At 73.0% G+C, this 26,146-nt stretch carries 23 protein-coding genes; 8 read left to right on the top strand and 15 right to left on the bottom strand.

Annotation, left to right across the window (positions count from 1 at the left end; genetic code table 11):
• Window position 1: 1 nt before the first annotated feature.
• On the bottom strand, window positions 2–289 hold the full coding sequence (locus ACIBO8_RS34480; RefSeq protein ID WP_396119657.1) for a peptidoglycan-binding protein: 288 nt from the start codon (window positions 287–289) through the stop codon (window positions 2–4).
• 121 nt (window positions 290–410) lie between these two features.
• Window positions 411–1,304, bottom strand: coding sequence for a LysR family transcriptional regulator (locus ACIBO8_RS34475; protein WP_396119656.1), 894 nt, complete (start codon window positions 1,302–1,304; stop codon window positions 411–413).
• A 95-nt stretch (window positions 1,305–1,399) separates the two neighbouring features.
• Between ACIBO8_RS34475 and ACIBO8_RS34470 the strand changes: the two genes are divergently transcribed.
• Window positions 1,400–2,848, top strand: coding sequence for an MFS transporter (locus ACIBO8_RS34470; RefSeq protein ID WP_396119655.1), 1,449 nt, complete (start codon window positions 1,400–1,402; stop codon window positions 2,846–2,848).
• Here ACIBO8_RS34470 and ACIBO8_RS34465 read toward each other — a convergent pair.
• Together ACIBO8_RS34465 and ACIBO8_RS34460 are read right to left on the bottom strand one after the other, a co-directional pair.
• A complete protein-coding gene (locus ACIBO8_RS34465; RefSeq protein ID WP_396119654.1) occupies window positions 2,763–4,508 on the bottom strand; it encodes a potassium channel family protein in 1,746 nt (581 codons plus the stop codon). The two genes, ACIBO8_RS34470 and ACIBO8_RS34465, sit on opposite strands and share 86 nt — an antisense overlap.
• A 12-nt stretch (window positions 4,509–4,520) precedes the next feature.
• Complete coding sequence (locus ACIBO8_RS34460) at window positions 4,521–4,907, bottom strand: DUF6394 family protein (protein ID WP_396119653.1); 387 nt, start codon at window positions 4,905–4,907, stop codon at window positions 4,521–4,523.
• A gap of 129 nt (window positions 4,908–5,036) precedes the next feature.
• Between ACIBO8_RS34460 and ACIBO8_RS34455 the strand changes: the two genes are divergently transcribed.
• Window positions 5,037–6,158, top strand: coding sequence for a hypothetical protein (locus ACIBO8_RS34455; RefSeq protein WP_396119652.1), 1,122 nt, complete (start codon window positions 5,037–5,039; stop codon window positions 6,156–6,158).
• Between the two features lie 10 nt (window positions 6,159–6,168).
• Here ACIBO8_RS34455 and ACIBO8_RS34450 read toward each other — a convergent pair whose 3' ends face one another.
• A complete protein-coding gene (locus ACIBO8_RS34450) occupies window positions 6,169–6,645 on the bottom strand; it encodes a DUF732 domain-containing protein (protein WP_396119651.1) in 477 nt (158 codons plus the stop codon).
• A gap of 342 nt (window positions 6,646–6,987) precedes the next feature.
• On the opposite strand from ACIBO8_RS34450, the gene ACIBO8_RS34445 reads away from it, so the two are divergent.
• A complete protein-coding gene (locus tag ACIBO8_RS34445) occupies window positions 6,988–7,281 on the top strand; it encodes a hypothetical protein (RefSeq protein ID WP_396119650.1) in 294 nt (97 codons plus the stop codon).
• Window positions 7,282–7,287: 6 nt separating this feature from the next.
• On the opposite strand, the gene ACIBO8_RS34440 is transcribed toward ACIBO8_RS34445, so the two are convergent.
• Window positions 7,288–10,749, bottom strand: coding sequence for an ATP-binding cassette domain-containing protein (locus ACIBO8_RS34440; RefSeq protein ID WP_396119648.1), 3,462 nt, complete (start codon window positions 10,747–10,749; stop codon window positions 7,288–7,290).
• A gap of 111 nt (window positions 10,750–10,860) precedes the next feature.
• Here ACIBO8_RS34440 and ACIBO8_RS34435 point away from each other — a divergent pair, with 111 nt between their 5' ends.
• From ACIBO8_RS34435 to ACIBO8_RS34425, 3 genes are all read left to right on the top strand, one after another.
• Window positions 10,861–11,754: an aminoglycoside phosphotransferase family protein gene (locus ACIBO8_RS34435; protein ID WP_396119647.1), complete on the top strand. Its 894-nt coding sequence runs from the start codon at window positions 10,861–10,863 to the stop codon at window positions 11,752–11,754.
• Between the two features lie 62 nt (window positions 11,755–11,816).
• A complete protein-coding gene (locus tag ACIBO8_RS34430) occupies window positions 11,817–16,316 on the top strand; it encodes a glycoside hydrolase family 2 TIM barrel-domain containing protein (RefSeq protein WP_396119646.1) in 4,500 nt (1,499 codons plus the stop codon).
• A complete protein-coding gene (locus tag ACIBO8_RS34425) occupies window positions 16,316–16,894 on the top strand; it encodes an acetoacetate decarboxylase family protein (RefSeq protein WP_396119645.1) in 579 nt (192 codons plus the stop codon). Before ACIBO8_RS34430 ends, ACIBO8_RS34425 begins: the two co-directional genes overlap by 1 nt.
• 7 nt (window positions 16,895–16,901) lie before the next feature.
• Here the strand turns inward: ACIBO8_RS34425 and ACIBO8_RS34420 are convergent, their stop codons facing one another.
• The 7 genes from ACIBO8_RS34420 to ACIBO8_RS34390 are packed head-to-tail and all read right to left on the bottom strand — an operon-like array spanning window position 16,902 to window position 23,411.
• On the bottom strand, window positions 16,902–17,849 hold the full coding sequence (locus ACIBO8_RS34420; protein WP_396119644.1) for a toll/interleukin-1 receptor domain-containing protein: 948 nt from the start codon (window positions 17,847–17,849) through the stop codon (window positions 16,902–16,904).
• A gap of 54 nt (window positions 17,850–17,903) precedes the next feature.
• Entirely contained in the window at window positions 17,904–19,085 is a 1,182-nt protein-coding gene (locus ACIBO8_RS34415) for a metallophosphoesterase (protein WP_396119643.1), read from the bottom strand.
• A 24-nt stretch (window positions 19,086–19,109) separates the two neighbouring features.
• On the bottom strand, window positions 19,110–19,793 hold the full coding sequence (locus ACIBO8_RS34410) for a nucleoside/nucleotide kinase family protein (protein WP_396119642.1): 684 nt from the start codon (window positions 19,791–19,793) through the stop codon (window positions 19,110–19,112).
• Window positions 19,790–20,659: a sugar phosphate isomerase/epimerase family protein gene (locus ACIBO8_RS34405; protein ID WP_396119641.1), complete on the bottom strand. Its 870-nt coding sequence runs from the start codon at window positions 20,657–20,659 to the stop codon at window positions 19,790–19,792. Before ACIBO8_RS34405 ends, ACIBO8_RS34410 begins: the two co-directional genes overlap by 4 nt.
• 18 nt (window positions 20,660–20,677) lie before the next feature.
• A complete protein-coding gene (locus tag ACIBO8_RS34400) occupies window positions 20,678–21,421 on the bottom strand; it encodes an ATP-binding cassette domain-containing protein (RefSeq protein ID WP_396119640.1) in 744 nt (247 codons plus the stop codon).
• Complete coding sequence (locus tag ACIBO8_RS34395) at window positions 21,418–22,395, bottom strand: ABC transporter permease (RefSeq protein WP_396119639.1); 978 nt, start codon at window positions 22,393–22,395, stop codon at window positions 21,418–21,420. Before ACIBO8_RS34395 ends, ACIBO8_RS34400 begins: the two co-directional genes overlap by 4 nt.
• Window positions 22,392–23,411, bottom strand: a complete 1,020-nt coding sequence (locus ACIBO8_RS34390) for a substrate-binding domain-containing protein (RefSeq protein ID WP_396119637.1) — start codon at window positions 23,409–23,411, stop codon at window positions 22,392–22,394. Before ACIBO8_RS34390 ends, ACIBO8_RS34395 begins: the two co-directional genes overlap by 4 nt.
• A gap of 114 nt (window positions 23,412–23,525) precedes the next feature.
• Between ACIBO8_RS34390 and ACIBO8_RS34385 the strand changes: the two genes are divergently transcribed.
• Entirely contained in the window at window positions 23,526–24,725 is a 1,200-nt protein-coding gene (locus ACIBO8_RS34385; RefSeq protein ID WP_396119636.1) for an ROK family protein, read from the top strand.
• A 15-nt stretch (window positions 24,726–24,740) separates the two neighbouring features.
• Here the strand turns inward: ACIBO8_RS34385 and ACIBO8_RS34380 are convergent, their stop codons facing one another.
• Together ACIBO8_RS34380 and ACIBO8_RS34375 are read right to left on the bottom strand one after the other, a co-directional pair.
• On the bottom strand, window positions 24,741–25,391 hold the full coding sequence (locus ACIBO8_RS34380) for a hypothetical protein (protein ID WP_396119635.1): 651 nt from the start codon (window positions 25,389–25,391) through the stop codon (window positions 24,741–24,743).
• Window positions 25,392–25,457: 66 nt separating this feature from the next.
• Window positions 25,458–25,700, bottom strand: coding sequence for a hypothetical protein (locus ACIBO8_RS34375; RefSeq protein WP_396119634.1), 243 nt, complete (start codon window positions 25,698–25,700; stop codon window positions 25,458–25,460).
• 202 nt (window positions 25,701–25,902) lie between these two features.
• Here ACIBO8_RS34375 and ACIBO8_RS34370 point away from each other — a divergent pair, with 202 nt between their 5' ends.
• Window positions 25,903–26,133: a hypothetical protein gene (locus ACIBO8_RS34370; RefSeq protein WP_396119632.1), complete on the top strand. Its 231-nt coding sequence runs from the start codon at window positions 25,903–25,905 to the stop codon at window positions 26,131–26,133.
• The last annotated feature ends 13 nt before the right edge of the window (window positions 26,134–26,146 follow it).

The following is a 26,146-nucleotide window of genomic DNA, read 5'->3' as shown; positions in this document are numbered from 1 at the left end:
GTCAGGCGGCGTACTCGAAGCGGTGCAGCTCGCGGGCTTCCTTGGCGTAGCGGGCGAGCAGGTGCACCGTACGGGGTCCGGCCACGCCGTCGGTGTCGAGGCCGACCCGGGCCTGGAACCGGCGGACGGCCGAGGCCAGCGCCTCGTCGCCCTCGCCGACGACCATGCCGAGCTGTGCGAACAGGTCCCGGACCGCGGCCGGGTCGGCGGCGGGCGCTGCCTCGCCGGTCCAGCCGATGAGACCGCCGACGGCCGTACCGACCACGCTCAGCATTCCTCGTGCCGACATCGCTACCTCCTGGGGGGATCTTTCTGGGGTGACTCCAGAATCCGCGGAAAGCCTGTGCGGGACATCGGACCGCGGTCCTGACCTGCTGGGGATCCGCTGCGACTTTCGGCCGATTCCAGGATCAGCCGGGGTCTCGGCAGACGCCCGCGATGCGGTCGCGCAGCCACCGGTGGGCCGGGTCGGCGTCGAGTCGCAGGTGCCACAGCAGTGACACCGTCACCTCGGGCGCCGGGAACGGCAGTGCGAAGGAGCGCATGCCCTGCCGCAGGTTCTCGGTGTGCCGCTCCGGGACCGTGGCCACCAGGTCGGCCGCCCGCGCGAGGGCCACGGCGGCACCGAAGCCGTCGACGACCGTCACGATGTCGCGGCGCCGTCCCGTCCGGCGGATCGCCTCGTCGACCAGGCCCTCGGCGAGGCCGCGCCGGGAGACGTGGACGTGGCGGGCGGAGGCGTACCGGGCCGTCGTGACCTTGCCGGTGCTCAGCGGGTGCCCCTCGCGGACGACGCCGACGAACCGGTCGGTGAACAACGGCCGGCTGCGCACCTCCGGGGGTGGGGCCTCGTCGGCGACGCCGGTCTCGAGGTCGACACCGTCGCGCAACGCTTCCGGGTCCGGCCTCGTCTTCTGCAGAAAGTGCAGCCGTACGCCGGGTGCCTGCGACCCGACCGCGGCCACCAGCTCGGGGCCGAACCGCTCCACGAAGCCGTCGCTGCAGCGTACGGAGAAGCCGCGGGCCAATGTCGCCAGGTCGAGCCGCTCCGCCGGGCGGAGGACCTGCTCCGCGTCGCGCACGAGGGCGCTCACCCGGGTGCGGAGTTCCACCGCGCGAGGCGTGGGCACCAGTCCCCGGCCGGAGCGCACCAGCAGCGGGTCACCGGTGGCGCGCCGCAGCCGGGCGAGCGCGCGGCTCATCGCGGAGGGGCTCAGCGCCAGCCGCTTCCCGGCCCGGGTGACGCTGCCCTCCTCGAGCAGGACGTCCAGCGTGACGAGCAGGTTGAGGTCGGGGCGAGCCATCCGCCGATGATGGCACGAGACATGGCGTTGGATGCACAGGTGCGTTGACATCTTTGCGCGTTCCGCCCGGTCCCGATGCGCCATACCGTCGATGCGTGACCTCACGACCGGCCCCGCGGTGGGCGCTCACCGCCCTGTCTCTGTCCATGCTCCTGCCGTCGCTGGGCACCAGCATCGCCAACGTCGGCCTTCCCGCGATGGCCGCCACCCTCGGCGCCGCCTTCTCCCAGGTGCAGTGGGTGGTGATCGGCTACCTCCTCGCCGTGACGACGCTGATCGTCGGCGCCGGCGGGCTCGGCGACCTGCTCGGACGCCGCCGCCTCCTGGTCGGCAGCGCGGCGCTGTTCACCGCCGCCTCGCTGCTGTGCGGCCTCGCCCCGGACCTGGCCCTGCTGATCACCGCCCGGGTACTCCAGGGCGCCGGCGCCGCGGGCATGATGGCGCTCACCATGGCCCTCGTCGGCGAGACGGTTCCTCCGGCGCGTACGGGCCGCGCCATGGGCCTGCTGGGCACGATGTCGGCGGTGGGCACGGCGCTGGGCCCGTCCCTCGGCGGCCTGCTGGTCGCCGGCTTCGGCTGGCGCGCGATCTTTCTCGCGGTCGTTCCGCTCGGAACCCTGACCACTGTGCTGACCTACCGGGCGCTGCCCACGTCGACGCCGGTGGAGCCCGCGAGCCGGCGGAGGTTCGACCTGATCGGCACCGCCCTGCTGGCGATCACGCTGGGCGCGTACGCACTGGCCATGACGAGCGGTGGGCGATCGTCCGGGACCGCCACGATCGCCCTGCTCGCCGTCGCCGCGATCGCACTCGCGCTGTTCGTGACCGCCGAGAGCCGGGTGCCGTACCCGCTGCTGCGGCTGCCGCTGCTGCGCGACCCGGAACTCGCCGCGGCCCTGACCGCGAGCGCCCTGGTCGCCACCGTCATGATGACCACCCTGGTGGTGGGCCCCTTCCACCTGTCCGGTGCGCTGCACCTCGGCCCGGCCCTGATCGGCCTGGTGATGTCCGCGGGGCCGGCCGTGTCGGCGCTCGCCGGCGTACCGGCGGGCCGGGCCGCCGACCGCTTCGGTGCCGGCACCATGGTCGTCGCCGGGCTGGGCGGCATCACCGGCGGTGCCGCGGTGCTGGCCGTCATGCCGGCGCGCGCCGGTGTCCTCGGCTACGTCCTGCCCTTGGTCGTCGTCACGGCCGGCTACGCGGTGTTCCAGGCGGCCAACAACACCGCCGTGATGCGGAACGTCGCGGCGCCGCAGCGCGGGGTGGTGTCGGGAACGCTCAACCTGTCCCGCAACATCGGCCTCATGACCGGGGCCTCCGTGATGGGTGCGGTCTTCGCCCTGGCCGGCGGGGGAGGCGGGACGACCGCGCCGGCGGCCGAGGTGGCCCGGGGCACCCATGTGACCTTCGCCGTCGCCGCGGTCCTGGTGGCCCTGGGGCTGGTCCTGGCCCTGCGGTTCACCGGCCGTGCGGCACGCGACCCGTCACCCGTTGCCACAGCCAGCCCGAAGGAACCGACCGGCCTCTCAGGACGTACTCGCTGACGGCGTGGTGCGTCACGGTGTCGAGCAGGTCCCGGCGGGCCGAGGGGCGGCCGGCGAACAGGAGCTGGTCGCCGGGGACCAGGGCGACGTCGTCGCCCGGGCCGAGGATCGCCTCCGCCTCTCTCTGCAGCAGGAGCGGCACGGCGGCGATGCGCTGCTCACGGTCGCGCGGACTTCTCAGGAGAGCACCGACGGTGGCGCCGTCCGCTCTCAGGTGCGGCTCGAGCGCCGGTGCGTCGCGCCGGCTCAGGGCGACCTTCCAGACGTCGCCCAGGCACCGGCCGCACTGCCGGGTGATCCGGGTGATCATCCCTGCCGCCCAGTCGTCGCCGCGGGCGGGCACGTCCTGCAGGAAACGCCAGAGGAGGGGGGTGCTGAGCTGGGCGTAGATCTCGCGGGCCACCATCTCCGTGGGCACCAGGAGCCGGTCGGTGTCCATCGCCGCGAACAGCGGTGCGCTGGCCGGCCGGTTCTGGCGTGAGGCGATGAACAGCGAAGGGTTGATCCGGCGGGCGGCCGCGATCAGGGACAGGTTCGTGGTGTCGTTGTCCGTGCCGGCGACGAAGCCGACCGCCTGCTCCAGCTCGGCGCGCGCCAGCACGGCCGGCTCAGACGCGTCGCCCACGACGATCGCGTCCTCCGGGCCGGCGTCCGGCCGCACGTCGATGATCCGCACGTCGAGACCCTCCCTGCGCAGGTCCTCGGTGAGTTTGCGGCCGAAGCGGCCGTACCCGCACACCACCCACCGGCCCGCGACCGGCGGACGGCCGCGGGCGGGCAGGTCGGCTCCGGGACCGTCCTCCAGCCAGGACATCAGCCGGTACGAGGACGGCGCGCGCAGGGCGAGCCCGAGATGGTCGCCGAAGCGGTCGAACGGGTTGACGACCCGGGGCGAACCGAAGGCCCGCATGCGACGGTCGATCGCGGGCGAGACGGTCCTGGCGATGACTGGGAGGTCCGGCCGGACCAGGGCGGCGGTCATGGTGACCACCAGGTTGACCTCGTCGTCGTCCGTCAGGGCCAGCACCCCCTCGCACTGCGGATGCTCGAGCCCGGCAAGGCCGAGCGCGCGCGGATCGCCGGCGTCCACGGCCAGCCCGGGGATGTCGGCGTGGTACGAGTCCACGTCCAGCGCGTCGACGCGGTCACCGGAGACGTCCAGCACGACGAACCGCCGCCCGATGGCGTCCAGCTTCCGGCCGAGCAGCTGCCCGGTCTGCCCGTACCCGACGATGAGCAGGAAGGGCTCGCGCAGCCGGCTCACCGTACGCGTGAAGCGCTGCCGGGCGAGGGCCTGACGGAACGCACGGTCCTGCAGCAGGGTGAGCAGCGAGCCGATCGCGTACGCCCACCCGACCACGGTCAGGTAGATGGTGGCCGTGACCCACAGCCGCTGGGCGCCGGTGAACGGTTGCGGGATCTCGCCGTACCCGATGGTCGTCGCCGTGTAGCTCATGAAGTAGAACGCGTCGAAGAATCCCATCCGCGTCGGCTGCCCGGCGGCGTCCCGGCCGGGGATGAGCGTGAGGCCGAGCACGCTGACGGCGAAGATCGTGATCAGGACGATCAGTGGCGCCCGCATGCGGCGGAGGATCAAGAAGATCGTCGACGACGTCTCCGCGGAGCGGTGACGCCACGCCTGCCGTGCCCGAGTCGCCATGACGCCTCCCCGTCAGCGCCGGTGGAACGACACGGTCTCGATCACCAGCAGCACGACCGAGACGAGATTGGCCAGCAGGGCACCCCCGGACAGCGACACCACGCTGGCCATCGCCTGCCCGTCCAGGCCGGCCGACGAGATCTCGCTCGCGTACGCCCACACCAGCGCGGCCGCGATCAGCTGCAGGTCGGCGACGAGGCTGGTGGCCAGATGCACCGCGCCGATCTGGGTGCGGTCGCCGAACTTCAGCACCGTCGCGATGAGACTGACCACGACCGCGGCGAACAGCTCGTACACGTTGTGCAGCGAGGGGTCGGACAGGTCGCCGATGAAGAACCCGAAGTTGAGCGTCGCGGCCAGCAGCACGAAGAAGCCGAAGATCACTTTTTCCAGGCTCATACGCCACTCCGCGGTCGGGGACCGAACGGGCGATTGCCGTGCTCGACCGCTCGTTGATTGAATCATGGATATCGATGTCAGGCGGCAGTGCAGAGGCTTACATCGTCACCCTTCAAGAGGGAGCCGTCCATGTCCACAGCCATGTCGCGATCACGCCGGCTGGCCAGGACGATCGTCGCCACGACCGTCTTCGTCGCCGGACTGACCGCCGCAACGAGCGCGTACGCCACCGGCAACCCGACCGGTGTCCTCGAGATCTGCAAGACCGCATCGGGTTCCGGCGTCACCGGGAGCTTCGCCTTCACCGTCTCGGGCCTCACCGGCAGCACGTCGGTCCCCGTGGGCGGATGCAGCCAGCCCCTCACCGTCGCCGCGGGGGACGTCGTCGTCACCGAGGTCGCCCGGAGCGGCTTCGTCGTCGCGGACATCACCGCCTCGCCCGCCGACCGGCTGATCTCCCGGGACACGGCGGGGCGCACCGCGAAGGTCAAGGTCGTGCCGGGATCCGTGGCCAACCAGACCATCGTCACCTTCAGCAACAAGGTCGAGCCGCCCAGCACCGGCACCCTCAAGGTGTGCAAGGTCGCGGGGCCCGGCGTCGTCACCGGTCAGGAGTTCACCTTCGCCGTCGGCAGCACGACGACGACGGCGAAGGCCGGCTCGTGCAGCCTGCCGCTGACCCTGCCGGTGGGGAACGTGACCGTCACCGAGCAGGTCCCGGCCGCGTACGAGGTGACCGCCATCGAGGTGACCGGCTCCGGTTCGCTGGTGAGCCGTGACCCGGCCCGGGGCACCGCGGTGGTCGGCGTGGCCGCCGGCACGACCGAGGTCTCGTTCACCAACAAGAAGAAGAACCGGCCGCCCGTCTGCACCGGGGTGAAGGCCTCGCCGGGCGAGATCTGGCCGCCGAACCACAAGCTCGTCACGGTGACGCTCAGCGGCGCCACCGACCCCGACGGCGACGCCACCACGCTGACCATCACCGGCGTCACGCAGGACGAAGCCCTCAACGGCACCGGCGACGGTGACACCGCCCCCGACGCCGCCTGGATCTCCGGCCGGCGGGACCAGGTCCAGGTGCGCGCCGAGCGCAGCGGTCAGGGCGACGGCCGGGTCTACCGGATCGCCTTCACCGTCTCCGACGGCATCGACACGTGCAGCGGAACGGTGTCGGTCGGGGTGCCCCACGACCAGTCCGGTGACCCGGCGGTGGACACCACCTCCGTGGTCGTGAACTCGTTCGGACCGTAGCCGGGCGGGGTCAGAACTCGTCGACGCGGCGGTCCTGGTCGGGGCAGACCGTGTCGATCGCGAGCTTGATCAGCTCGCGGGCCGTTGCCTGGTCCGTCGCCTCGGCGTCGGCGGTGCCCAGGCTCCGGGTGCGCGCCACGATCGTGTCCGCGTCGGCGCCGTCCGCCAGGTCGGCGCAGGCGCGGTCGGCGATCGCGGAGATCTCCTCGTCGCGGCGGTCGAGGGCGATCTCGGGCAGCTTGTCGCGGACGGTCGCGACGAAGGCGTCCGGGCCCGCTGCCTCCCGGGCAGCCGGGGTCGTCCTCGACGCGCGGGGCCGCGTGGTCGTGGCCGGGCCGGCCGTGGTGCTCTCGGTCGCGAGGGCCCGTGTCGCCGGCGTCGCGCTGCTCGTGGTCGCCGGCACCGGCACCGGGGCAGGCTCCGTACCGTCGTCGCTGCACCCGCCGAGTGCGAGCAGGAGGGCCGTCGCCGCCAGCCACCGTGTCATCGATCCACCCCGTCGTTCGCCGAATGCCTTGCCGCAGACCTAACGGCGGCGGTCCGCGCGGGCGACGCCCCGCACGGGTGAACTCGACAGCGTACAGCCGACCCACAGACGACTCACCGCGAGCTGACCAGGTGCGGCGCGACAGTGGACCGCATGACCGATCTGCTGACCCGCCCCGTGGCGCCTGGCGCTGGTGCAGGTGAGTGAGCTGTCCGGGCTCACGCCGGCGACCTTCGGCACCGGACCGTGAGGTCGACACCGGCTCGGAGAAGCTCACCGGCCTGCTGCAGACGGACGCTGAGCGCCGGTGTGAAACCGGGCGGCAGGGGTACGCGGCCCGGTATGGCACGGACGGTGACGGCGGCGGTGGCGGCGTCCAGCGAATGGACGGATCCCGCGGGGGTGCTGCAGCCCGGCGGCGAGGTGCACGCGTGGCAGCCCGGCACGAATCAGACGGTGTGCGGCCTGGCGCTCAGCCGGACCCGGCTGCGGCGGTTCCCGCACGTGCGTTTCGACTTCCGCCGCACCGACGTGGTCACCCCGCAGGACGAGATCCGGCACATCTGCCCCCGCTGCGTCGCCGCGACCAGCCGGCGCGGGGAGCGGTCCTGGACCCGGACCGCTCCCCGTCCCTGACACCCTTCAGCCCGCGAGGTGGCCGTACCTGTCCTCGAGCTCGCGCCAGGTGCCCTGCGCCACCGCGCGGCCGCCGATGAGCACGACCACCCGGTCGGCGCGGGACAGCGCCGCCCGCTTCGACGTCGAGCCGACCACCGTCACGCCGTGCTCGCGCAGCGCCCGCCACAGGTCCAGCTCGGTGGTGACGTCCAGCGCCGAGGACACGTCGTCCGCGACGAGCAGCTCGGTGCGCGGCGCCAGCGCCCGGGCCAGGGCCAGCCGCTGGAGCTGACCGCCCGAGAGGCGGGTGCCCTTGTGGCCGATCAGCAGCTGGAGCCCGCCGCCGGCCGCCGCCAGGTCGTGCTCGAGCTGGGCGGTCGTCACCGCGTCCGCGGCGTCGACCTGGTGCCCGAGCGCGATGTTGTCCGCGACCGTTCCGGACAGCACCCGGGGCAGCTGGGCGACGTACCCGACCTGGTTGGGGCGCAGGAACGTCTCCGGCTCGTCGACCGGCCGGCCGTTCCAGGCCAGCGTGCCGGTGTGGTGCACGATCCCGGCCAGCGCCCGCAGCAGCGAGGACTTGCCCGCACCGACCGGGCCGACGACGAGGACCAGCTCGCCCCGCTCGACGGTCAGGTCGACGTCCTGGGCGCCGACGGTGCCGTTCTCGTGGACGGCGCTGAAGCCCGCGAGCTCCAGCCGCCGCAGCGGGTCGCGCGGGGCCGCCGGCGGGGCGTCCGCCGTGCCGGCCGCGATGTCCACACCGGGCACCGCGGACGAGTACGCCGCCACGCCCGCCATGGCCGCCGTCCGCCGCGTCCACACCCGCGCCGACGGGAAGTGGGACACGAGCGAGGCCGTGGTCCACGCGAACCAGCGGGCCGCCCCGAGCACCGCCACCGCGATCAGCGTGGCCGCCGCCGACAGGTTCCCGGCCAGGTACATCGCCCAGGCCGCGATCGGCAGCAGGCCGCTGAGCAGCGACGGCGTGGACCGCGCCCAGACCTGGATCGCGATCTCGTGGCGCTGCCGCTCACTGCGGGCGGCGTCGAGCTTCGCCAGGTGGCTCAGCACCGGCACCGTCGCGCCGGCCAGCTTGACCGTGCGGGCCGCGGACAGCGACGAGACCAGGGCGGTCGCGAACGAGGCGCGGGCGGCGACCGTACGCCGGGCCGCCCGTTCCAGCCGCGGCCCGAACAGCGTGGCGGCCAACCCGGACACGACCATCGTGCCGGCGAAGAACAGCGCGGGCACCCACGACCGCGAGGCCAGCGTCATCGCGAGGATCATGACGAGGCTGACGCCGGTGTCGATGAGGTTGTCGGCGAGCATGACGACCCGTTCCGTGTCGCCGCCCTGCGCCACGACCTCGGCCGGGGTGTGCTTGCTGATCCGGCGCGGACCGATCTGCCCGTGCACCAGCCGCATGCTGATCCGCAGCATCTGGCGTACCCACCATTCGGGGAACCAGGCGCCGGTGTAATACAGCGTCGGAATGGCGACGATCAGCGCCGCCGCGATCGCCGTCGCCGGCCGCAGCGGATCGCCGATGCCGTCGACCACCTGGGACCAGAGCAGCGGCAGGATCGCGCCGTCGAGGCCGAGCAGGACGAGCACGGCGAACAGCGCGACCGCGGCCAGGCCGTACCGGGCGTCGTTCGTGGTCAGCCGGAAGATCTCCCGCATGGTGCGGGCCGGCGGGGGTTCCGGCAGCGGCGGCGGGTCGGCCAGCGGCAGGTTGTTGCCCAGCTCGGTCGCGACCGGCTCCTGCGGCTCCCGCTCGAGCAGCGCGACCCCGCCGCCGCTGCGGGCCGGCGCCACCACGTTCGAGGTGGCCAGCAGCTCGGCGAAGCGGCGCGACTCGGCGAGCGGGCCGGCCTCGAGCACCTCGCCGTCGGCCAGCACGACCACCTCGTCGCAGCGGCGCACCGACGACAGCCGGTGCGCCACGATGACGCCGATGCGGCCCTGCAGCAGCCGGTCGGTCGCCCGCTGCACCCACGCCTCGGTGACCGGGTCCATCCGTGCCGTGGCCTCGTCGAGGATCACCACGTGCGGGTCGCGCACCAGGATCCGGGCGAAGGCGACGAGCTGCTCCTGGCCGGCGGAGAGCACGTAGCCGCCCTCGCCGAGCTTGGTGTCGATGCCGTCCGGAAGGCTCTCCGCCCACGCGTCGATGCCCAGCTCGGCGAGCGCCGTCGCCGCCTGCGGCAGCAGCGCCTCGTCGAACAGGGCGATGTTCTCGGCCAGGGTGCCGGCCAGGATCTCCGTGCGCTGCGGCACGATCGCCGTCCACCGGCGCAGGTCCTCGACGTCGAGATCGTTGATGTCGGTGCCGGCGAGGGACACCGTGCCCGGCGGTACGTCCACCGCGCGGGTCAGCACCTTCGCCAGCGTCGACTTGCCCGAGCCGGTACGGCCGATCAGCGCGTACGACCGCCCCCGGCGGAACGTGAGGTTCACGTCGCGCAGCGCGGGCGGGCGTGCGGAGTCGGCCTCGCCGTAGCGGAACGTCAGGTGGCGGACCGTGAGGTCGCCGTCGGCCGGCGGAAGACCACCGGTCGGTTCCTGCGGCACGGCGCGCAGCAGCTGCACCCTGTTCCACGCGCCGAGCGCGTTCTGCAGCTCGGGCACCATGCGGGTGACGTGCTCGAGGGTGCCGCCGAAGCCCAGTGCCAGCAACCACACGGCGGTCAGCCGGGCGCCGTCGATGTGCCCGGCGGTCAGGGCCCACGCACCCCCGACGACCAGGACCGCGATCAGCGTACGGGTGATCGCGCCGGCGCCCATGGTGATCCGCGACGACATCCGCCACACCCGGCGCCCGCGCATCAGCACCTCCCGGGCCCGCTGGGCGTAGAGGCGGCGCACGTACGGGGCGGCGAGGCTGGTGCGTACGTCATCCTGGCCGTGGACCGCCTCCTCCATCACGGCGGCGAGGTCCGACCAGGCCTCCTCCTCGCTGATCCGGGCCGGCGAGATGCGCTGGATCGGTTTCGTCATGACGGCCACGAGCAGGATCGACACCAGCACCATGCCGATGCCGGCCGGCCACCACGCGAAGAACGCCGTGACGATCGACAGGCCCGCGACGGCCAGCGACTGGGCCAGCCGTACGCCGCTGCCGCGCAGTTCGGAACCGACCTGGTAGACGTCGCTGTCGATGCGGTCGAGCAGCTCGCCGACCGGGGTGTTCTCCAGCGTCGGGACGTCCTGGCCTAAGGCGACCTTGCACAGCCCGCGGCGCACGGCGGCGGCCCAGTCGGCGGTCAGGCGCGCGGCGGCGAGGCCGACGACGACGTCGCTCAGCACCGCCACCACGAGGGCGGCGGCGAGCACGCCGAACACGGGCACGGACCGGTCGACCAGCACCGCGCCGGCGAGGCCGAGTGCGCCGGCCTGCCCGGCCGCGCCCAGCACGATGAGGACGGCGATGAAGGCGGTGCGACGGGGCGAAACAGCCCATAAGTCGCGGAGCAGGCGCATCGATGGTCCTCTGGCAGAAGGGAAGGCGGTGCCACCATCCTGCGTCCGGCGCCCGGACCGCTCAACGCAATTACCTGGCCGGCGATGGTCACCTGTGTCAGGATCGCGGCCGTGCACGTACCCGCCGTGGTGACCGCGAAGGCCCGGGCCGCCCAGGCGGACGACTGGCTGGCCGCGCTGCCGTCACTGGTCGCCTCCCTCGGCGCCGAATGGGGATTCGGGACCGGGCCCGCGTACGAGGACGCGACCGAGGCGTACGTAACACCGGCGACCCTGGCAGACGGCACGGAGGCGGTCCTCAAGCTGCTGGTGCCCCGCGCGGGCGACCACGCGGCGAACGAGATCGCGGTGCTGCGGCTCGCCGGAGGCGACGGGTGCGTACGGCTGTTGCGCGCCGACGAGTCCCGCGGTGCGCTGCTGCTCGAACGCCTCGGACCGTCCATGGCGGACGTGGAGCTTCCCTTCCCGCAGCGGCTGGAGGTCCTCACCGATCTCGCCCGGCGGGTGTGGCGCCCGGCGGCCGGAGCGGGGCTGCCGACCGGCGCCGACAAGGGCCGATGGCTGATCCGGCACATTCGGCAGCGCTGGGCCGAGCTCGGGCGGCCGTGCGGGGAGCGTACGGTCGCCCACGCCGTCGCCTGCGCCGAGCGCCGGATCGAGGCCCACGACGACGCCCGGGCGGTCCTGGTCCACGGCGACGTCCACCAGTGGAACGCCCTGCGCGCCGGCGACGGCTGGCGGCTGGTCGACCCGGACGGCCTGCTCGCCGAGCCCGAGTACGACCTGGGCGTGCTCATGCGCGAGGACCCCGAGGAGCTCATGGCGGGCGACCCGTGGGACCGGGCCCGCCTGCTCGCCGCCCGCACCGGCCTCGACGCGACCGCGATCTGGGAATGGGGTGTCGCCGAGCGCGTCTCGACCGGCCTGCTCGCCGTCGGCATCGGCCTCCAGCCCGTCGGCGACCGGATGCTGGCCGCGGCGGAGGCGATCAGCGCCCTTCATTGACAGGCCGTCCGGGGCGGGAAAGTATCGATATCGGCCGATGTCGTCGAGTCCGGGGAGTGCCCGTGCGCCGTCTCGTCACCGCCGCTCTCGTGCTCGCCGCCGCCCTGGCGGTCCCCACACCCGCCAGCGCCGCGCCGGACGGACCGCAGACGGTCGAGGACGTGTACCGCTACCTCGAGGATCCCGAGCTGACCGGCGAGGGACAGGAGCCGCCGCATGCCGACCTGAAGCCGTACGCGTCGCTTCCCGAGGCGGCGAAGGGCGGGCCGAGCCCATACGTCCGCTCGCTCGACGGCGAGTGGCGGCTGAAGATCTTCGACCGGCCCGACGACGTCCCCGCCGCCTTCCACCAGGCCGGCTTCGACGCGTCGGCGTGGCCGTCGGCACGGGTGCCGCACACGTGGCAGTCCGACTTCGCCGACCACCCCGTCTTCCGCAACATTCCCAGCGACATCGTCCCCGACGACCCGCCCCGGGTGCCCCGGGACGTCAACCCCACCGGCGCCTACCTGCGTACCGTCGATCTCCCGGCGTCGTGGGACGGCGGCCGGGTCTTCCTCCGCTTCGAGGGCGTGACGAGCAACTATCTGGTCTGGGTCAACGGCGCCTACGTCGGGTACGACCAGGGCGGCTACACGCCCGCGGAGTTCGACGTCACCGATCGGCTGAGGCCGGGCCGCAACACCATCGCCGTCCAGGTGCACCGCTGGGGCTCGGGCGCGTATCTCGAGGACTTCGACCAGTGGCGCTACAGCGGCATCTTCCGCGACGTCGTCCTCTACCGCACCGAGCAGACCCGGCTGCGGGACGCGTACGTGACGACCGACCTGGACGCCACCTTCACCGACGCCGTCCTCTCCGCCCGGGTCGACGTGGCCGGAGCGCCCGGGACGTTCACCGTGCGCGGCACCCTGCTGGACGGTGGCGGACGCACGGTGACCACCGCCGAGGCCGCGACCGGCGTCGGCCGGGTGACCCTGACGGCGCCGGTGCGGAACCCGGCGAAGTGGAGTGCCGAGGAGCCGAACCTCTACACGCTCGCGCTGCAACTGCTCGACGGGAGCGGACGCGTGCGACAGACCACGACCCAGCCGGTCGGGTTCCGCGAGGTCGAGGTGCGCAACCGGCAGATCCTCGTCAACGGCCGGCGGATCCTGATCAAGGGCACCAACCGCGCCGAGACCGATCCGGACACCGGGCGGCACCTCACCCGGCAGGTGCAGCGCGACGACGTGTTCCTCATGAAGCGGCTGCACCTCAACGCCGTCCGCACCTCGCACTACCCGTCGGACCCGTACCTCTACGACCTCGCCGACCGCTACGGGCTGTGGGTGGACGACGAGGTCGACATCGAGACGCACAACCACGAGAGCTGCCCGTCGGTCTGCCTGGCGGACCGGCCGGAGTGGCAGAAGGCGTTCGCGGACCGCTTCCAGGCGATGGTCGCCCGCGACAAGAACCATCCCAGCGTCATCCTCTGGGACACCGGCAACGAGGCCGGCCTCGGCGCCGCGCACTTCGCGATGGCCGCGTGGGCCGACGCCAACGAGCCCACCCGCCTGCTCTACCACCAGTCGAACAACCCGGACGGCGATGCCCCGTACGCCGACGTCGACGGTCCCCGCTACCCGACCCCGGCCCGGCTGGAGGCACGGACGCTCAGCAGCACGAAGCCGATCGTGATGGGGGAGTACGCCCACGCCATGGGCAACGGGCTGGGCAACTTCGACCAGTTCTGGGCGCTGGCCCGCAAGCACCCGGAGATGCAGGGCGGCTTCATCTGGGACTGGGCCGAGCAGAACCCGCGTCAGCCGCTGCTGCTCACCCCGGACTCGGCCGCCGGGCACCTGCAGGCCTTCCTCGTCGGCAAGCCGGGCCTGGCGCCGGGTCACCGCGGCAAGGCCGTCGACCTGTCCAGCCTGGACGACTACGTCGACGTGTTCCGCGACCGCCGCCTCGACCTGACCGGCCCGCTCACCCTCGATGCGTGGGTCAAGCCGGGGGAGTGGTCCGGCAGCTTCCCGATCCTCACCAAGGGCCAGGGGTACGCCCTGCAGATGCGCGACCGCGACACCCTCGAGTTCGGCGTCGACGCGAACGGCTGGGCCACCGCCGCCGCACGCGTCCCCGCGAACTGGTACGGCGCCTGGCACCGCGTCACCGGCGGCTACGACGGCACGGCCCTGCACCTGTACATCGACGGCGCCCGGGTGGCGTCCGTCCCCCGCACGGGAGCGGTCGACCCCGGCCTGTACGAGGTGAACGTGGGCCGCAACGCCGAGACGCAGCAGGACAACGACCTGTGGAACGCCCGCCTCGGCCGCGGTCTCGTCGACGACGCCCGTATCTACGCCACCGCCCTCACTCCAGGGCAGCTCGAGGCGGGAGCCGGCAAGGCCGTGCTCGCACTGGGCTTCGACACCGTCCGGCGCCACGGCGGCTTCCTCAGCCTCGGGATCAGCCTGTCCGGCACCGACGGCCTGGTCGGATCGGACCGGTACGTCCAGCCGGAGACCGCCGAGATGGCCTGGGCTCAGGCGCCGGTGCGGATCAGCGCCACCGACGCCGCCGCCGGGCGGATCACGCTGCACAACGAGCAGCAGGCCGGCGCGCTCGACGTCCGGGTGCGCTGGACGCTGACCGAGCAGGAGCGGACCCTGCGCTCGGGCACCCGTACCCTGCGCCTGGACCCCTCCGGGTCGGCCGACCTCGCCGTCGGGGCGGTGCCGGCGAACCCGCAGGACCGGGAGCGCTTCCTGACCGTCACGGCGGCGAGCACCCGCGACGTGCCCTGGGCGCGCCGCGGCTGGGTGCTGGGCCAGAACCAGTTCCCGGTCGGGGGTACGGCGGTGCCCGGCGTCGCGACGCCCCCGGTGGCGGGCGCGCCCGCGCTCACCACCCGCGGCGCGACGATCACGGTGTCCGGCCCGGGGTTCGGCTACCGCTTCGCCGACGGCGCCCTGGTGTCGCTGCGCAGCGGCGGCCGCGAGCTGCTGCGGGGCGGGCCGCTGCTGGACGTGTGGCGGCCGCCCACCAGCAACGAGACGTACGACTGGGGCACCGACGACCGCCGCATCTGGCACGACACCGGCCTCGACGCGCTCACGTCGTCGGTGACCGGCGTGCGGGCCACCACCGAGGCGGACGCGGCGGTGGTCGAGGCCCGCACCCGCTGGGCCGGTACGGGCATCGCGTTCGACCAGACGCTGCGCTACCGCATCGACCGGCGCGGCACGATCACGCTGCGCCAGGACGTGGTGCCGTCCGGGCCGCGCCTCGGCGAGCTGCCGTACCTGCCGCGGGTCGGCCTGTCGCTGCGGCTGCCCGCCGAGCTGCAGCAGTTCGCCTACCACGCGCGCGGGCCGCAGGAGTCGTACGACGACCGCCGCAGCGGCGCACCGATGGGTGTGTACCGCAGCACCGTCGCCGGCGAGTACGTGCGGTACTCGCGGCCGCAGGCGTACGGGAACCACACCGACGCCCGGTGGGCCGCCCTCACCGACGGGCGCGCGGGCCTGCTCGTCGGCGGCATGCGGGACGTGAGCGTCACCGCGTACGACGACCTCGACCGCGCCGAGTACGACCACCAGCTGCCGCTCGTCCGCAACCGGGGCTGGGTCACCCTGCATGCCGAGGCGGGCGAGACGGGCATGGGCGAGACGCCGAACTCGGTGCTGGCGCCGTTCCGTCTGTCGCCGGCCGGCCCGTACTCGCAGGAGCTGGTGGTGCGGCCCCTGAGCCGGCGGGAGGCGGCGGCCGGCGGCGTCCCCGACTCCGACGTGCCGGCGCCGTGCCCGCCGTCGCTGGCGGCCACCACCGACGGCTCGGTGCGGCCCGGCGTCGCCGAACCGGTCCAGGTCACGGTCACGGCACGCTGCGCGGGAGGGCTCGAGAACGCGACGGTACGGCTGACCGCCCCGCAGGGCTGGACCGTCGAGCCGCCCTCGGTGACGCTGGGCGCGGTCGCGTACGGCACCCCGGCCACGGCGGCGTTCCGGGTCACCGCGCCGCCGGACACGGACGTGGGCACGTACGCCCTGACCGCCACCGCCGTGACGACCACCCCGACCGGCTTCACCTCCACCACCTCGGCGTCGGTGACCACGGCGGCGCCGCTGCCGCCGGGCTGGGCGTGGCTGAGCGACCGCCCGTACACCCCGCGGACCAACGGCTGGGGACCGGTGGAGCGGGACCGCAGCAACGGCGAGCAGGCGGCCGGCGACGGCGGCCCGCTGACCGTCGCGGGTACGGCGTACCCGAAAGGCATCGGCGCCCACGCCCCCTCGGCGGTGACCGTGCCGCTGTCCGGTACCTGTTCCCGCCTGCGCGCGGCCGTCGGTGTCGACGACGAGACCGGCACCGGCGGCTCGGTGGTCTTCTCGGTGTGGCTGGACGGCGAGCGCCGCTACGAGTCGGGCGTCGTGACCGGCGCCGACCCCGCCACCGAGGTCAGCGTCGACCTCACCGGCGCCACGACGATGGAGCTGCGCGTGGCGGACGCGGGCGACGGCAATGCCCTGGACCACGCCGACTGGGCGGCGGCCCGGGTAGCCTGCGCCTGATGTACCCACCCTCGCCGTGGCACCTGCGTGGCCAGCTCCACCTGTCGGTCTTCGCCGTGCCCCGCCGTGCCCTGCCCCCGCTGCCCGCCGGGCTGCGCCCGCTGGCCCTGGGCGGCCGCAGCCTGGTCGGCGCCGCGTGGGTCGCCTACGAACCGGGCGGCACGCTGCACTACCGGGAGCTGCTCGCGGCGGTGCTGGTCCGCCCGCTGCGCCCGACGGTCATGGACATCTGGGTGGACAGCCCCGAGTCGTGCGAGGGCGGCCGGGCCCTGTGGGCCATCCCCAAGGACCTGGCCGAGCTCACCGTCGCCCCGCCCGCGGCCGCCGCCACGGGCATCGCCCACGCCGAGATCCGGCCGGGCCGCCGCCTCCCTGGCCGGTGGCCCGCCCCGCTCTCCCTGGTCCAGGCGCGCGAGGACGGCACAAGGGTCCGCACCCCGGTGAGCGGTACGGCGGCACTGCGGCGCACCGGGATCACCTGGCACATCGAGAGCGGAAGTCCCCTGTCGTATCTGGCGGGGCGGAAGCCGCTGCTGTCGGTGACGCTCGCGGACTTCCGCCTCCGCTTCGGATCCTGACCCGACCTCAGGGCGCGGGCAGGCGCTCCCGCATGTACTTCGCGAACTCGGCCGCCCGCACGAACGGCTTGAACGAGAACACCTCGATGTTGCGGTCGGGCAGGGTCAGCGTGATGCTCGTGCGGGTCAGCCGGAGCTGGACCCGCAGGATCTGCGCGAACGGCAGGTAGACCGGGATCCGGCCGCGGTGCGGCACGTAGACGAGCCGCCTGGGCACCACGGCGACCAGGCCACGCCGCCCCAGCCCTTCGCGCCAGGTGCCGGGCCCGTCCTGCAGGTTGGCGAGCGCCAGGTTGGCCGGCCGCTCGCCGTCGTCGAGGGCGTCGACCATGGCGTCCAGCACTTCGCGGCGGCTCTCCGCCTTCATCAGCGGGTCGTATCTGTACGGTGGCGCGTCCACCTCGATCTGGCTCTCGTACAGGCGCTGCAGCTCGGCGAAGCGCTGTACCCGCGACGACGTGAGCCGGTTGCCCTGACCGGTGCCGAAGGCCGGCCCGCCGTTGCTCTCGATCACGGCGATGAGCCGGCGTACGTCCTCGGCGAAGGTGTCCGGATGGAACGGCAGCATCTGCCGGCTGCGCAACGGATCCAGGCCGGGCGGCAGTGCCCCGGGCCGCAGCGGCGGCGCGTCGCGGGAGACCATCGGGATCACCCGGATGCCGTGGCTGAAGGCGGCCTCGATCTCGAGCCGGACCCAGTCGGCGGGATCGTGCAGCCGGGACTGCCCCGGGGGGCCCGCCCAGTGCGGCCCGATCAGTGCCACCAGGACGTCACAGCCGGCGACCGCCTGGCCGATCATCCGCGGGAAGTCGTGGCCGGCCTGCAGCGAGGTGGCGTCCTTGAAGATGTTCCGGACGCCGAACTGCTGGCCGAGACGATCCTGCAGCCAGCCGGCATAGGCGGCGGTGTCCTCGCGCCGGTAGCTGATGAAGATCCGTGGGTCTCGATGCGACACCCGGCCAGTACACCAGCGCGGCCGGGCGGTCACCAGCCTTCGATCGGGTACGCCTCAGCCGCGCCGCAGGGTCAGCAGGGTGATCTCGCTCGGCGCGAACACGCGGAACGGTGGCCCCCAGAAGCCGGTGCCCCGGGACGTGTACAGCTGGGTGCGCTCGCCGTGCCGGCTCAGCCCCTGCAGCACCGGCTGGTCGAGCCGGACGAGGTAGTGGAAGGGCCAGATCTGGCCGCCGTGGGTGTGGCCGGACAGCTGCAGGTCCACCCCGTGGGCGACCGCACCGGTGATCTGCTGCGGCTGGTGGGCCAGGAGCAGGACCGGCAGGGACGGGTCGGTGCCGCGCAGCGCCGCCTCGTGGTCCATGTGGTGCCCCGGCACGCCCGAGCCGGCCGCCGTACGGTCGTCCACCCCGGCGACGACCAGGCTGCTGCCGCCGCGGGAGACGACGACGTGCCGGTTGTGCAGGGCCTCCCAGCCGAGCGAGGCCATGTGCTCGACCCAGCGCTGGGCGCCGCTGAAGTATTCGTGGTTGCCGGTCACGTACACGCGGGCGAGCTTCGCGCGGACGTCGCCGAGCGGGGCGGCCTGCTCCCGGCGTTGCGCCACTTCGCCGTCGGCGATGTCGCCGGTGTGCGCGACGATGTCGGCGTCCAGCGAGTTCACCACGGCGACCACGCCGCGGGACCAGCGCGCGCGGTCGATCGGGCCGTAGTGCGTGTCGGTCAGCAGCACGACGCGCAGCCCGTCCAGCCCGGGGCCGAGGCGCGGGACGGTCACGTCGATGCGGCGAACCCGCGACACGCGCATCGCTTCCGCGTACCCCCAGAGGAGCAGGACGAGCGCGATCAGCGCGACCACCGCCGTGACGACCCGCGACCGGGCGGGGTCGGCGACACCCGCGACGGCCAGGACGGCGCGCAGCAGGTTGCCGAGGATCGACCAGACGAACAGCACCCAGACGACGCCCAGCAAGGTGTCGGCGGTGCGCGCGGCACCGTCGCGGTGACGGCGGCCGTGCCCGGAGAACATCAGCACCGGGAAGGCGGCGGCGAGGGCGGCGAAGAGAATTGTGCCGGCGGCGAACACCGCGCCGGGCCAGCGGTTGCCGGCCCAGACCAGCGTCCACCAGGGAACGCCGAACAGCAGCAGGACGATGGCGGTGACGATCAGGCCGAAACGTGCGGCCCGGCCGGGCCGCCGCCGCGGCTCGGTCTCGACGGTCTCACCGACAGACACGGTTGAAGTCTGCCACGGGCGGGATCACCGCGGCGGCGGCGAGCCGAGGCCGCGGATGAGGGAGGACGGCACGAGCAGGTCGGCGCGGTCGCGGGTCGCCTCGATGACCGCGGCGTTGCGTTCGTCGGTGCCGGTGGCCCAGGCGATCGCCGCGTTCTCCTCCTTGCCGAAGCGGATGTGGCGCGCGATCAGGCGGTCGAGGCGGGACTCGCGGTCCAGGTCCGCGTACCAGACCTCGTCGAGCAGCGGTCGTACCTTCGTCCATCGTTCGTCGTCGACCAGCAGGTAGTTGCCCTCGGAGACGATGAGGCGGGCCGAGCGCGGCACCGGGATGGCGCCGGCGATCGGTTGTTCGATGACGCGTTCGAAGCCGGGGGCGTACACGATGTCGTCGGTGTCCTCGTGCAGGCGGCGCAGCAGGGCCGCGTAGCCGAGGGCGTCGAAGGTGTCCGGTGCGCCCTTGCGGTGGCGGTTGCCGAGGCGTTCCAGCTCCACGTCGGCCAGGTGGAAGCCGTCCATCGGCACGTGGGCGACCCAGCCGGCCGGGCCCTGCGCCGTGATAGCCGCGACCAGTTCCTCGGCCAGTGTGGTCTTGCCCGCGGCGGGGGCGCCGGCGATCCCGAGGATCGCGCGGCGCCCGTTGCGCACCAGGCCGCGGGCGCGCTGCACCAGGGCGTCGAAGGTGAGGGCCCGGGCCGTCGCGGTCATGAGGGGCGGGCCGTCAGCTGGTTGGCCATGAAGGCGCGGGCGTGCCGGGCCAGGTCCTCGCCGTCGGACCACAGGTTGCGCCAGACGGCCAGGTCGTTGGAGAGGCCGGGGGCCACGACGGCCGACGAGAACGACTCGAAGGTGATCGGGCCGGTGTAGCCGATGTCCGCGAGGGCGTGGAAGAACGACGTGAAATCGAGGTGCCCCGACCCGAGGTAGCCGCGGTGGTTCTCGCCGATATGCACGTAGCCGAGGCGGTCGCCGACCTCCCGTACGGGGCGGACGAGGTCGTCCTCCTCGATGTTCATGTGGTAGGTGTCCAGGTGCACGAGCACATTGTCCGCCCCGATGTCGTCGGCGAGCCGCAGCGCGTCGCGGGCGGTGTTGACGACGTTGGTCTCGTAGCGGTTGCACACCTCGAGGCCCAGGGTCATGCCCCGGGTGGCGGCCTCGGCGGCGAGGTCGCGCAGCACCCGGACGACGTTCGCCCGGCCCGCCTCGGTGAGCGGGGCTCCGTACTTGCCGAGCGCGCTGTAGAGCGCGCCGGTGAAGTGGGTGCCGCCCAGGTCGTGGGTGATGGCCAGCGAGTCGTGCAGCAGTTTCGCGCCGCGGTCGACCACCGCCGGGTCGTCGCTGGAGACGTCGGCGTCGAAGGCCAGCCCGCGCGAGCAGGCGACCTTGAGTCCGTGTTCCCGCAGCAACCCGCGGGTGGCCGCCACGTCGAGGTTGAGGGAGTCGTGGAGGGAGAACTCGAGCAGGTCGAAGCCGGTCTTGGCGGTCTGGGTGACGGCGTACGCGACGGCCGCGGGCGAGGTGTCACCGGCCCAGACCAGAGCGTGGACGCCGAGGGGATTGCGCAGCTGCATGAGGGGTGTCCTTGGGATTCAGGCGCTCTTGGCGCCGGTGATGAGGGCGACGATCTCCTCGCCCGTGGTCTCGGCGGTGCGGCGCCCGCCCACGCACCGGCCGGCGCGCATGACCCACACCTGGTCGCTGAGCGCCATCACCTGGGCGAAGTTGTGGCTGATGAGCAGGACGGCGTGGCCGTCGTCGCGCAGCTTGCGGATCAGGTCCTCCACCCGCGCGGTTTCCTGGACGCCGAGCGCGGCGGTGGGCTCGTCCATGATCACGAGGCGGGACTCGAAGCCGGCGGCGCGGCAGATGGCCACCGCCTGGCGCTGGCCGCCGGAGAGGCGGCGGACCCGGTTGCGGACGGCGGGCACGTTCACGGCGAGCGTCGAGACCATCCGCTGGGCCTCCCGCTGCATGCCGCGCCGGTCGAGGACGGCCACCGGCCCGATGCGGTGCACCATCTCGCGGTTGAGAAAGAGGTTCTGCCACACGGTCAGGTCCTCGACCAGGGCCAGGTTCTGGTGCACGGTCTCGATGCCGGCCTCGCGGGCGTCCTCGGGCGACTTGAAATGCAGGGGCTTGCCGTCCAGGGAGATGGTGCCGGCGTCGGGCCGGTGGATGCCGGAGATGCAGCGGACGAGGGTGGACTTGCCGGCGCCGTTGTCGCCGACCAGGGCGGTGATCTCGCCGGGTTGCAGGGTGAGTGAGACGTCGACCAGGGCGCGGACGCTGCCGAAGGACAGGGATACGCCGTCGGCGGTGAGCAGAGCGGTCATTTCTGGAACCTCGTGAGCAGGGCGGCGAGCACCACGACGATGCCGACGGCGAGCGGTTGGTAGAACTGCGAGACGCCGAGCAGGGTGAGCCCGTTGGTGAGGGCCGTGAGCAGCAGGGCGCCGATGACGGGGCCGGTGATCGTGCCGCGGCCGCCGAGCAGGCTGACCCCGCCGAGCACCACCGCGGCCACGGAGTTGAGCAGGAACGAGGTGTTGGACGCCGGTTCGGCCGCGCCGACCCGGGCGACCAGCAGGATCGCGGCGAGGCCGGCGAGCAGGCCGGAGATGGCGTACACGGCGATCTTGATGCGGGCGGTGCTGATGCCGGTCGCGGTGGCCGCCTCGGCCGACCCGCCGGTCGCCAGCACGTGGGTGCCGAACCGGGTGTGGAAGAGCATGACGTGGGCGATCACGGCGACCACCGCCGCGATGACCACGAACCAGCCGAAGATGCCGAGTCCGCCGGTCGACAGCCGGAGCAGAAAGGTGTCGATGACCGTGACCGGTTTGCCGTCGGCGAGCACCAGGGCCGTGCCGGACGCGGCGGAGAGCATGCCGAGCGTGACGATGAAGTCCGTGATCTTGCCGCGGGCGATGATGACGCCGTTGAGCAGTCCCGCGGCGAGGCCGGTGACGACGGCGGCGAGCATGGCGCCCGCCAGGCCCCAACTGGAGTAGGTGGCGCCGAAGACCACGGCGGCCAGCGTCATCATCGACGCGACCGACAGGTCGATGCCGCCGGTGGCGACCACGAAGGTCTGCCCGACCGCGAGGACCACCAGGATGGCCGAGGCGATCAGCATCGAGCGGACGTTGCCGCTGCTGAGGAACGTGGGGTTGAGGACCTGGAAGATGATCACCAGGGCGACGAGGCCCACGAGGGCGGCCCACTCGGCCCAGAAGCCGATGTCCTTGAGGCGGTGGGACCAGGGTTCGGTGTCGCGCGCGGCGACGGTCGCGGTCGTCATGCTCATCCGCCGATCAGGGCCTTGAAGGGGTCGTCGTAGGTGCCGAACGGCTTCGGCGTGCTGGCGAGCGCCTTGTCGGCGTTCTCCTTGGTGACCAGCTCGACCGGCGCCTCGACGTTGGCGGGCAGGGTCTTGCCGGTCGCGGCCGCCTGGCAGGCCTCCATGCCCATCAGGCCGATCGCGTACGGGTACTGCGCGACGGTGGCGTCGAGCCCGCCGCTCTTGACCGCGGTGAGGGCGTCCTTGTTGCCGTCCACGCTGATGATGTGGATCTTGCCGGTCTTCCCGGCGTTGGCGACCGCCTGGGCGACGCCGAGGCCCATGTCGTCGTTGGCGACGAAGAAGCCGGCCAGGTCGGGGTGGGCCTGCATGATGTTCGAGGCCTGGGTGAGCGCCTCCTGGCGTTCCCAGTTGGCGGCGACGGTCTGGACCAGCTGCAGCTTGCCGGTGGTCGCCTTGGTGAAGCCCTCGACCCGGGCACCGCTGGTGACGTCGCCGGCGATCCCGCCGATGGCCGCGACCTTGGCGTTCGCCGGCACCAGCGTGATCATGTGCGCGCCCGCCTTCTCGCCCGCGGACTCGTTGTTCGTGCCGATGTACGTGGCCGGCGTGGCGCTGGCGGCCTTCGCGGCGGCGGCGTCGACCGGGCTGTCGATGTTGACGATGGTCTTCTTCTGGGCCGCGAGCTGGGCGATGCCCTGCACCAGGTTGGTGCCGGAGATCGGGTTGACGATGTAGCAGGAGAAGTCCTGGCCGGCGAGCGCGGTGAGGCGGTCGGCCTGGCCCGTGGTGTCGGTGATCGAGTTGGCGGCCTGCACGGTGGGGGTGATCCCGGCGGTCGCGCCCTGGTCCTTGATGCCCTGCTCCATGGACTGGAAGAAGGGGTTGTCCAGCCCCTTGATGACGGCGGCCACCTTGGCGGGGCCGGCCGAGCCGCCGGACGTCCCGGAGTCCGATCCGGAGGAACAGGCGGCGAGGGTGAGAAGGAGTGCGGTCGCGGACGCCGCGGCGATGCGTGGCATGGGGGGAGTCCCTTCCGAGGGGGGTTTCGCTTGATTAGATGCTCGACTTATGACGACTGTCAAGCAAAAGAGTCGGGACTTTCGCATAGTGGGTAGACGTAATAGGATCGCGCCGTGAGCATCAGCCCCCCGGTCAGCGGGGTCTCCGGCACTGGACTCGGCGAGGTCCTGGCCCTCTTCCGCGCGCAGCCCAGCCTCACCCGGGCCGACGTCATGCAGCAGACGGGTCTGTCCCGGTCCACGGTCAACCAGCGGCTGGACGCGCTGCTGGCGGCCCGGCTGGTGGTGCCGAGCGGGGAGGGCTCACCGACCGGCGGCCGCCCGGCCAGCCGGTTCACGTTCCACCGCGACCGGGGCGTCTTGCTCGTCGCCGACATCGGCGCCACGGGGATGCGGACGGCGTTGTGCAACCTGCGGGGTGAGGTGACTGCCGAGCAGGAGCGGGTGATGGACGTGGCCGCCGGCCCCCAGGTCGTCCTGAGTGCCGCGCACGAGATGTTCACCGCGCTGCTGGCCGCGGCCGGGCGTTCCCCTGCCGACGTGCACGGCATCGGCATCGACGTACCGGGGCCGGTCGACTTCGACAGCGGTCAGGTCGTCAGCCCGCCGATCATGAGCGGCTGGGACCGCTTCGACATCCCCGGCTGGTTCGCCGGCCGCTACGACTGCCCGGTGCTGGTCGACAAGGACGTCAATGCGATGGCGTTCGGCGAGCACCGCTGCGTCCACCCGGAGGTCCGCCAGCTCCTGATGCTCAAGGTCGGCACGGGCATCGGCGCCGGAATGATCATCGGCGGCGAGGTCTACCGCGGGGCCGACGGCGCGGCCGGCGACATCGGGCACATCCAGCTCGCCGTCGACGACGCCGAGAGCGAGCCGCAGTGCCGGTGCGGCAACTCCGGGTGCGTGGAGGCGTACGCGGGCGGCTGGGCGCTGGTGCGCGACCTGCGGGCGGCGGGGCGGGACGTCACGTCGGTGGACGACGCGGTGACGCTGATCCGCACCGGCGACGTCACCGCCGTACGGCTGGCCCGGCGCGCCGGTCGCATCATCGGCCACGCCATCGCCGACTCGGTCAGCCTCTTCAACCCGCGCGTGATCGTCATCGGCGGACAGCTGGCCCGCATCGAGGAACAGCTGTTCGCGGGGATCCGGGAGATGGTCTACAAGCGTTCGCTGCCCCTGGCGACGCGCAACCTCGAGATCGTCGCGACGCGGCTGGACACCCGCTCCGGGCTGGTCGGGCTCGCGATGCTGCTCGCCGACGACATCTTCGCCCCGGAGCGGGTGGGTGCGCTGATCGGCCGGAGCTGATCAGCGCCTCGTCCGCTAAAGACCGAGCCGCAGCGCCGCGACGCCGGCCGGCGACAGCGGCCGCGCGGTGGCCCGCAGCAGGTCCGCGTGGATCATGACGGGCAGCTGGGTGCCGAGCGCGCACAGGGCCGGGTAGTGGTCGAGCACGTCGCGGTGGCTCAGCGCACCGACGCCGATCAGCAGGCCGTTGACCGCGCTCGGCGTACGGGCCAGCTCCGCGCAGAGCTCCATGCGCCAGACCGGGTCGTCGACGTGCGCGGCGAACTCACGCGCGATCCTGTTCCCGACCGAGCAGGTCTCCTCGGGCGCGGCGTGCCGGCCGGAGGGTGCCAGCACCGGCGCCAGCCGTACGGCGACCCCGAGCCGCAGCGCCAGCTCCGGCAGGGTGAGCACCTCGAGGCCGAAGGAGCAGGTGTCGCAGAGCCGCTGGAAGGTCTCGGCGTGCACCACGACCGCCTGCCTCGGGCAGCCGGCGGCCGGTCCGCACACGGTGTCCATGATGATCTCCGCCAGCCGCCCCGATTCGTCGAAGCGGCCCACGCCGAAGAACATGGCCGGTGCCTCTCGGTAACGGGCGAGGGCGGCCCGTTCGCTGCCGTAGCCGTCGGGATCCACTCCGATGCGCGGTACGCCGTGCTGCGCTTGGAGCTGGATGAGTCGGAACATCCTGGTCACCCCCGGGTGGGTCGAAGAGCGGTGCAACCCGGGGTACGCGCCGAGACGTCCGACGGTTCATTCCTTACGCTGGGTATAAGAAAAACTGCCCTTTTGGCGCTGAGCCGTCAGCAGGAAGCAGTCGAATGTGACTGCGTGTAGCGCGTATGTCGCGGCGGTGAGCACGGCGAGCATGCCGGCCAGAATCACGATCAGCTCGCCGTCGAGGGCGCGCCAGGCGGTCGGCAGCGCCGTGATGCCCAGCACGAGGCCGGCTTCACAGGCGGCCTCGGCGAGGCGGCGCGCACGGTCCGATGTCATGGTCATCACCTTGCCGTCACCGAGGGTGCGCGCGCTTCCCTCCGCAGCCGGATCGGCGCCTATGACTTTCGGCGGAGGGCCGTTCGCCCCCGGTCCGGCGCAAAAAACCCGAAAAGCCGCAACCGGTACGCGCACCGCCTAACGTGGGACACGTCGCCCCGTTCCGGCGGCGACGTCCCGCCAACGGCGAAAGGTGACTCCCATGACCGTGCAGATCCCCGCCGCCCGGTACGACGACCTCGCCGAGAACCTCGCCGCCCGGATCGAACGGCGCCTGGCCGTGCTCGCCGACGAGCTGGAGCACGCGGGCGTCGTCGCGTACGAGGCGGACCAGGGTCTGGCGACCCGGGGCGGCGTGGTGAGAATGACCGTCGCCGATATGTCCGCGGTCGTCGCCGCGGTCGTGCTGGACACTGCGCAAACAGCCCCGTAACGTGGCCTGAGCG

It is taken from the genome of Actinoplanes sp. NPDC049681 (assembly GCF_044465265.1).
In the GTDB taxonomy this organism is placed as follows: Bacteria; Actinomycetota; Actinomycetes; order Mycobacteriales; family Micromonosporaceae; genus Actinoplanes.
The sequence above is the reverse complement of the archived record's forward strand: the minus strand, read 5'-3'. Positions and strand labels throughout refer to the sequence as shown.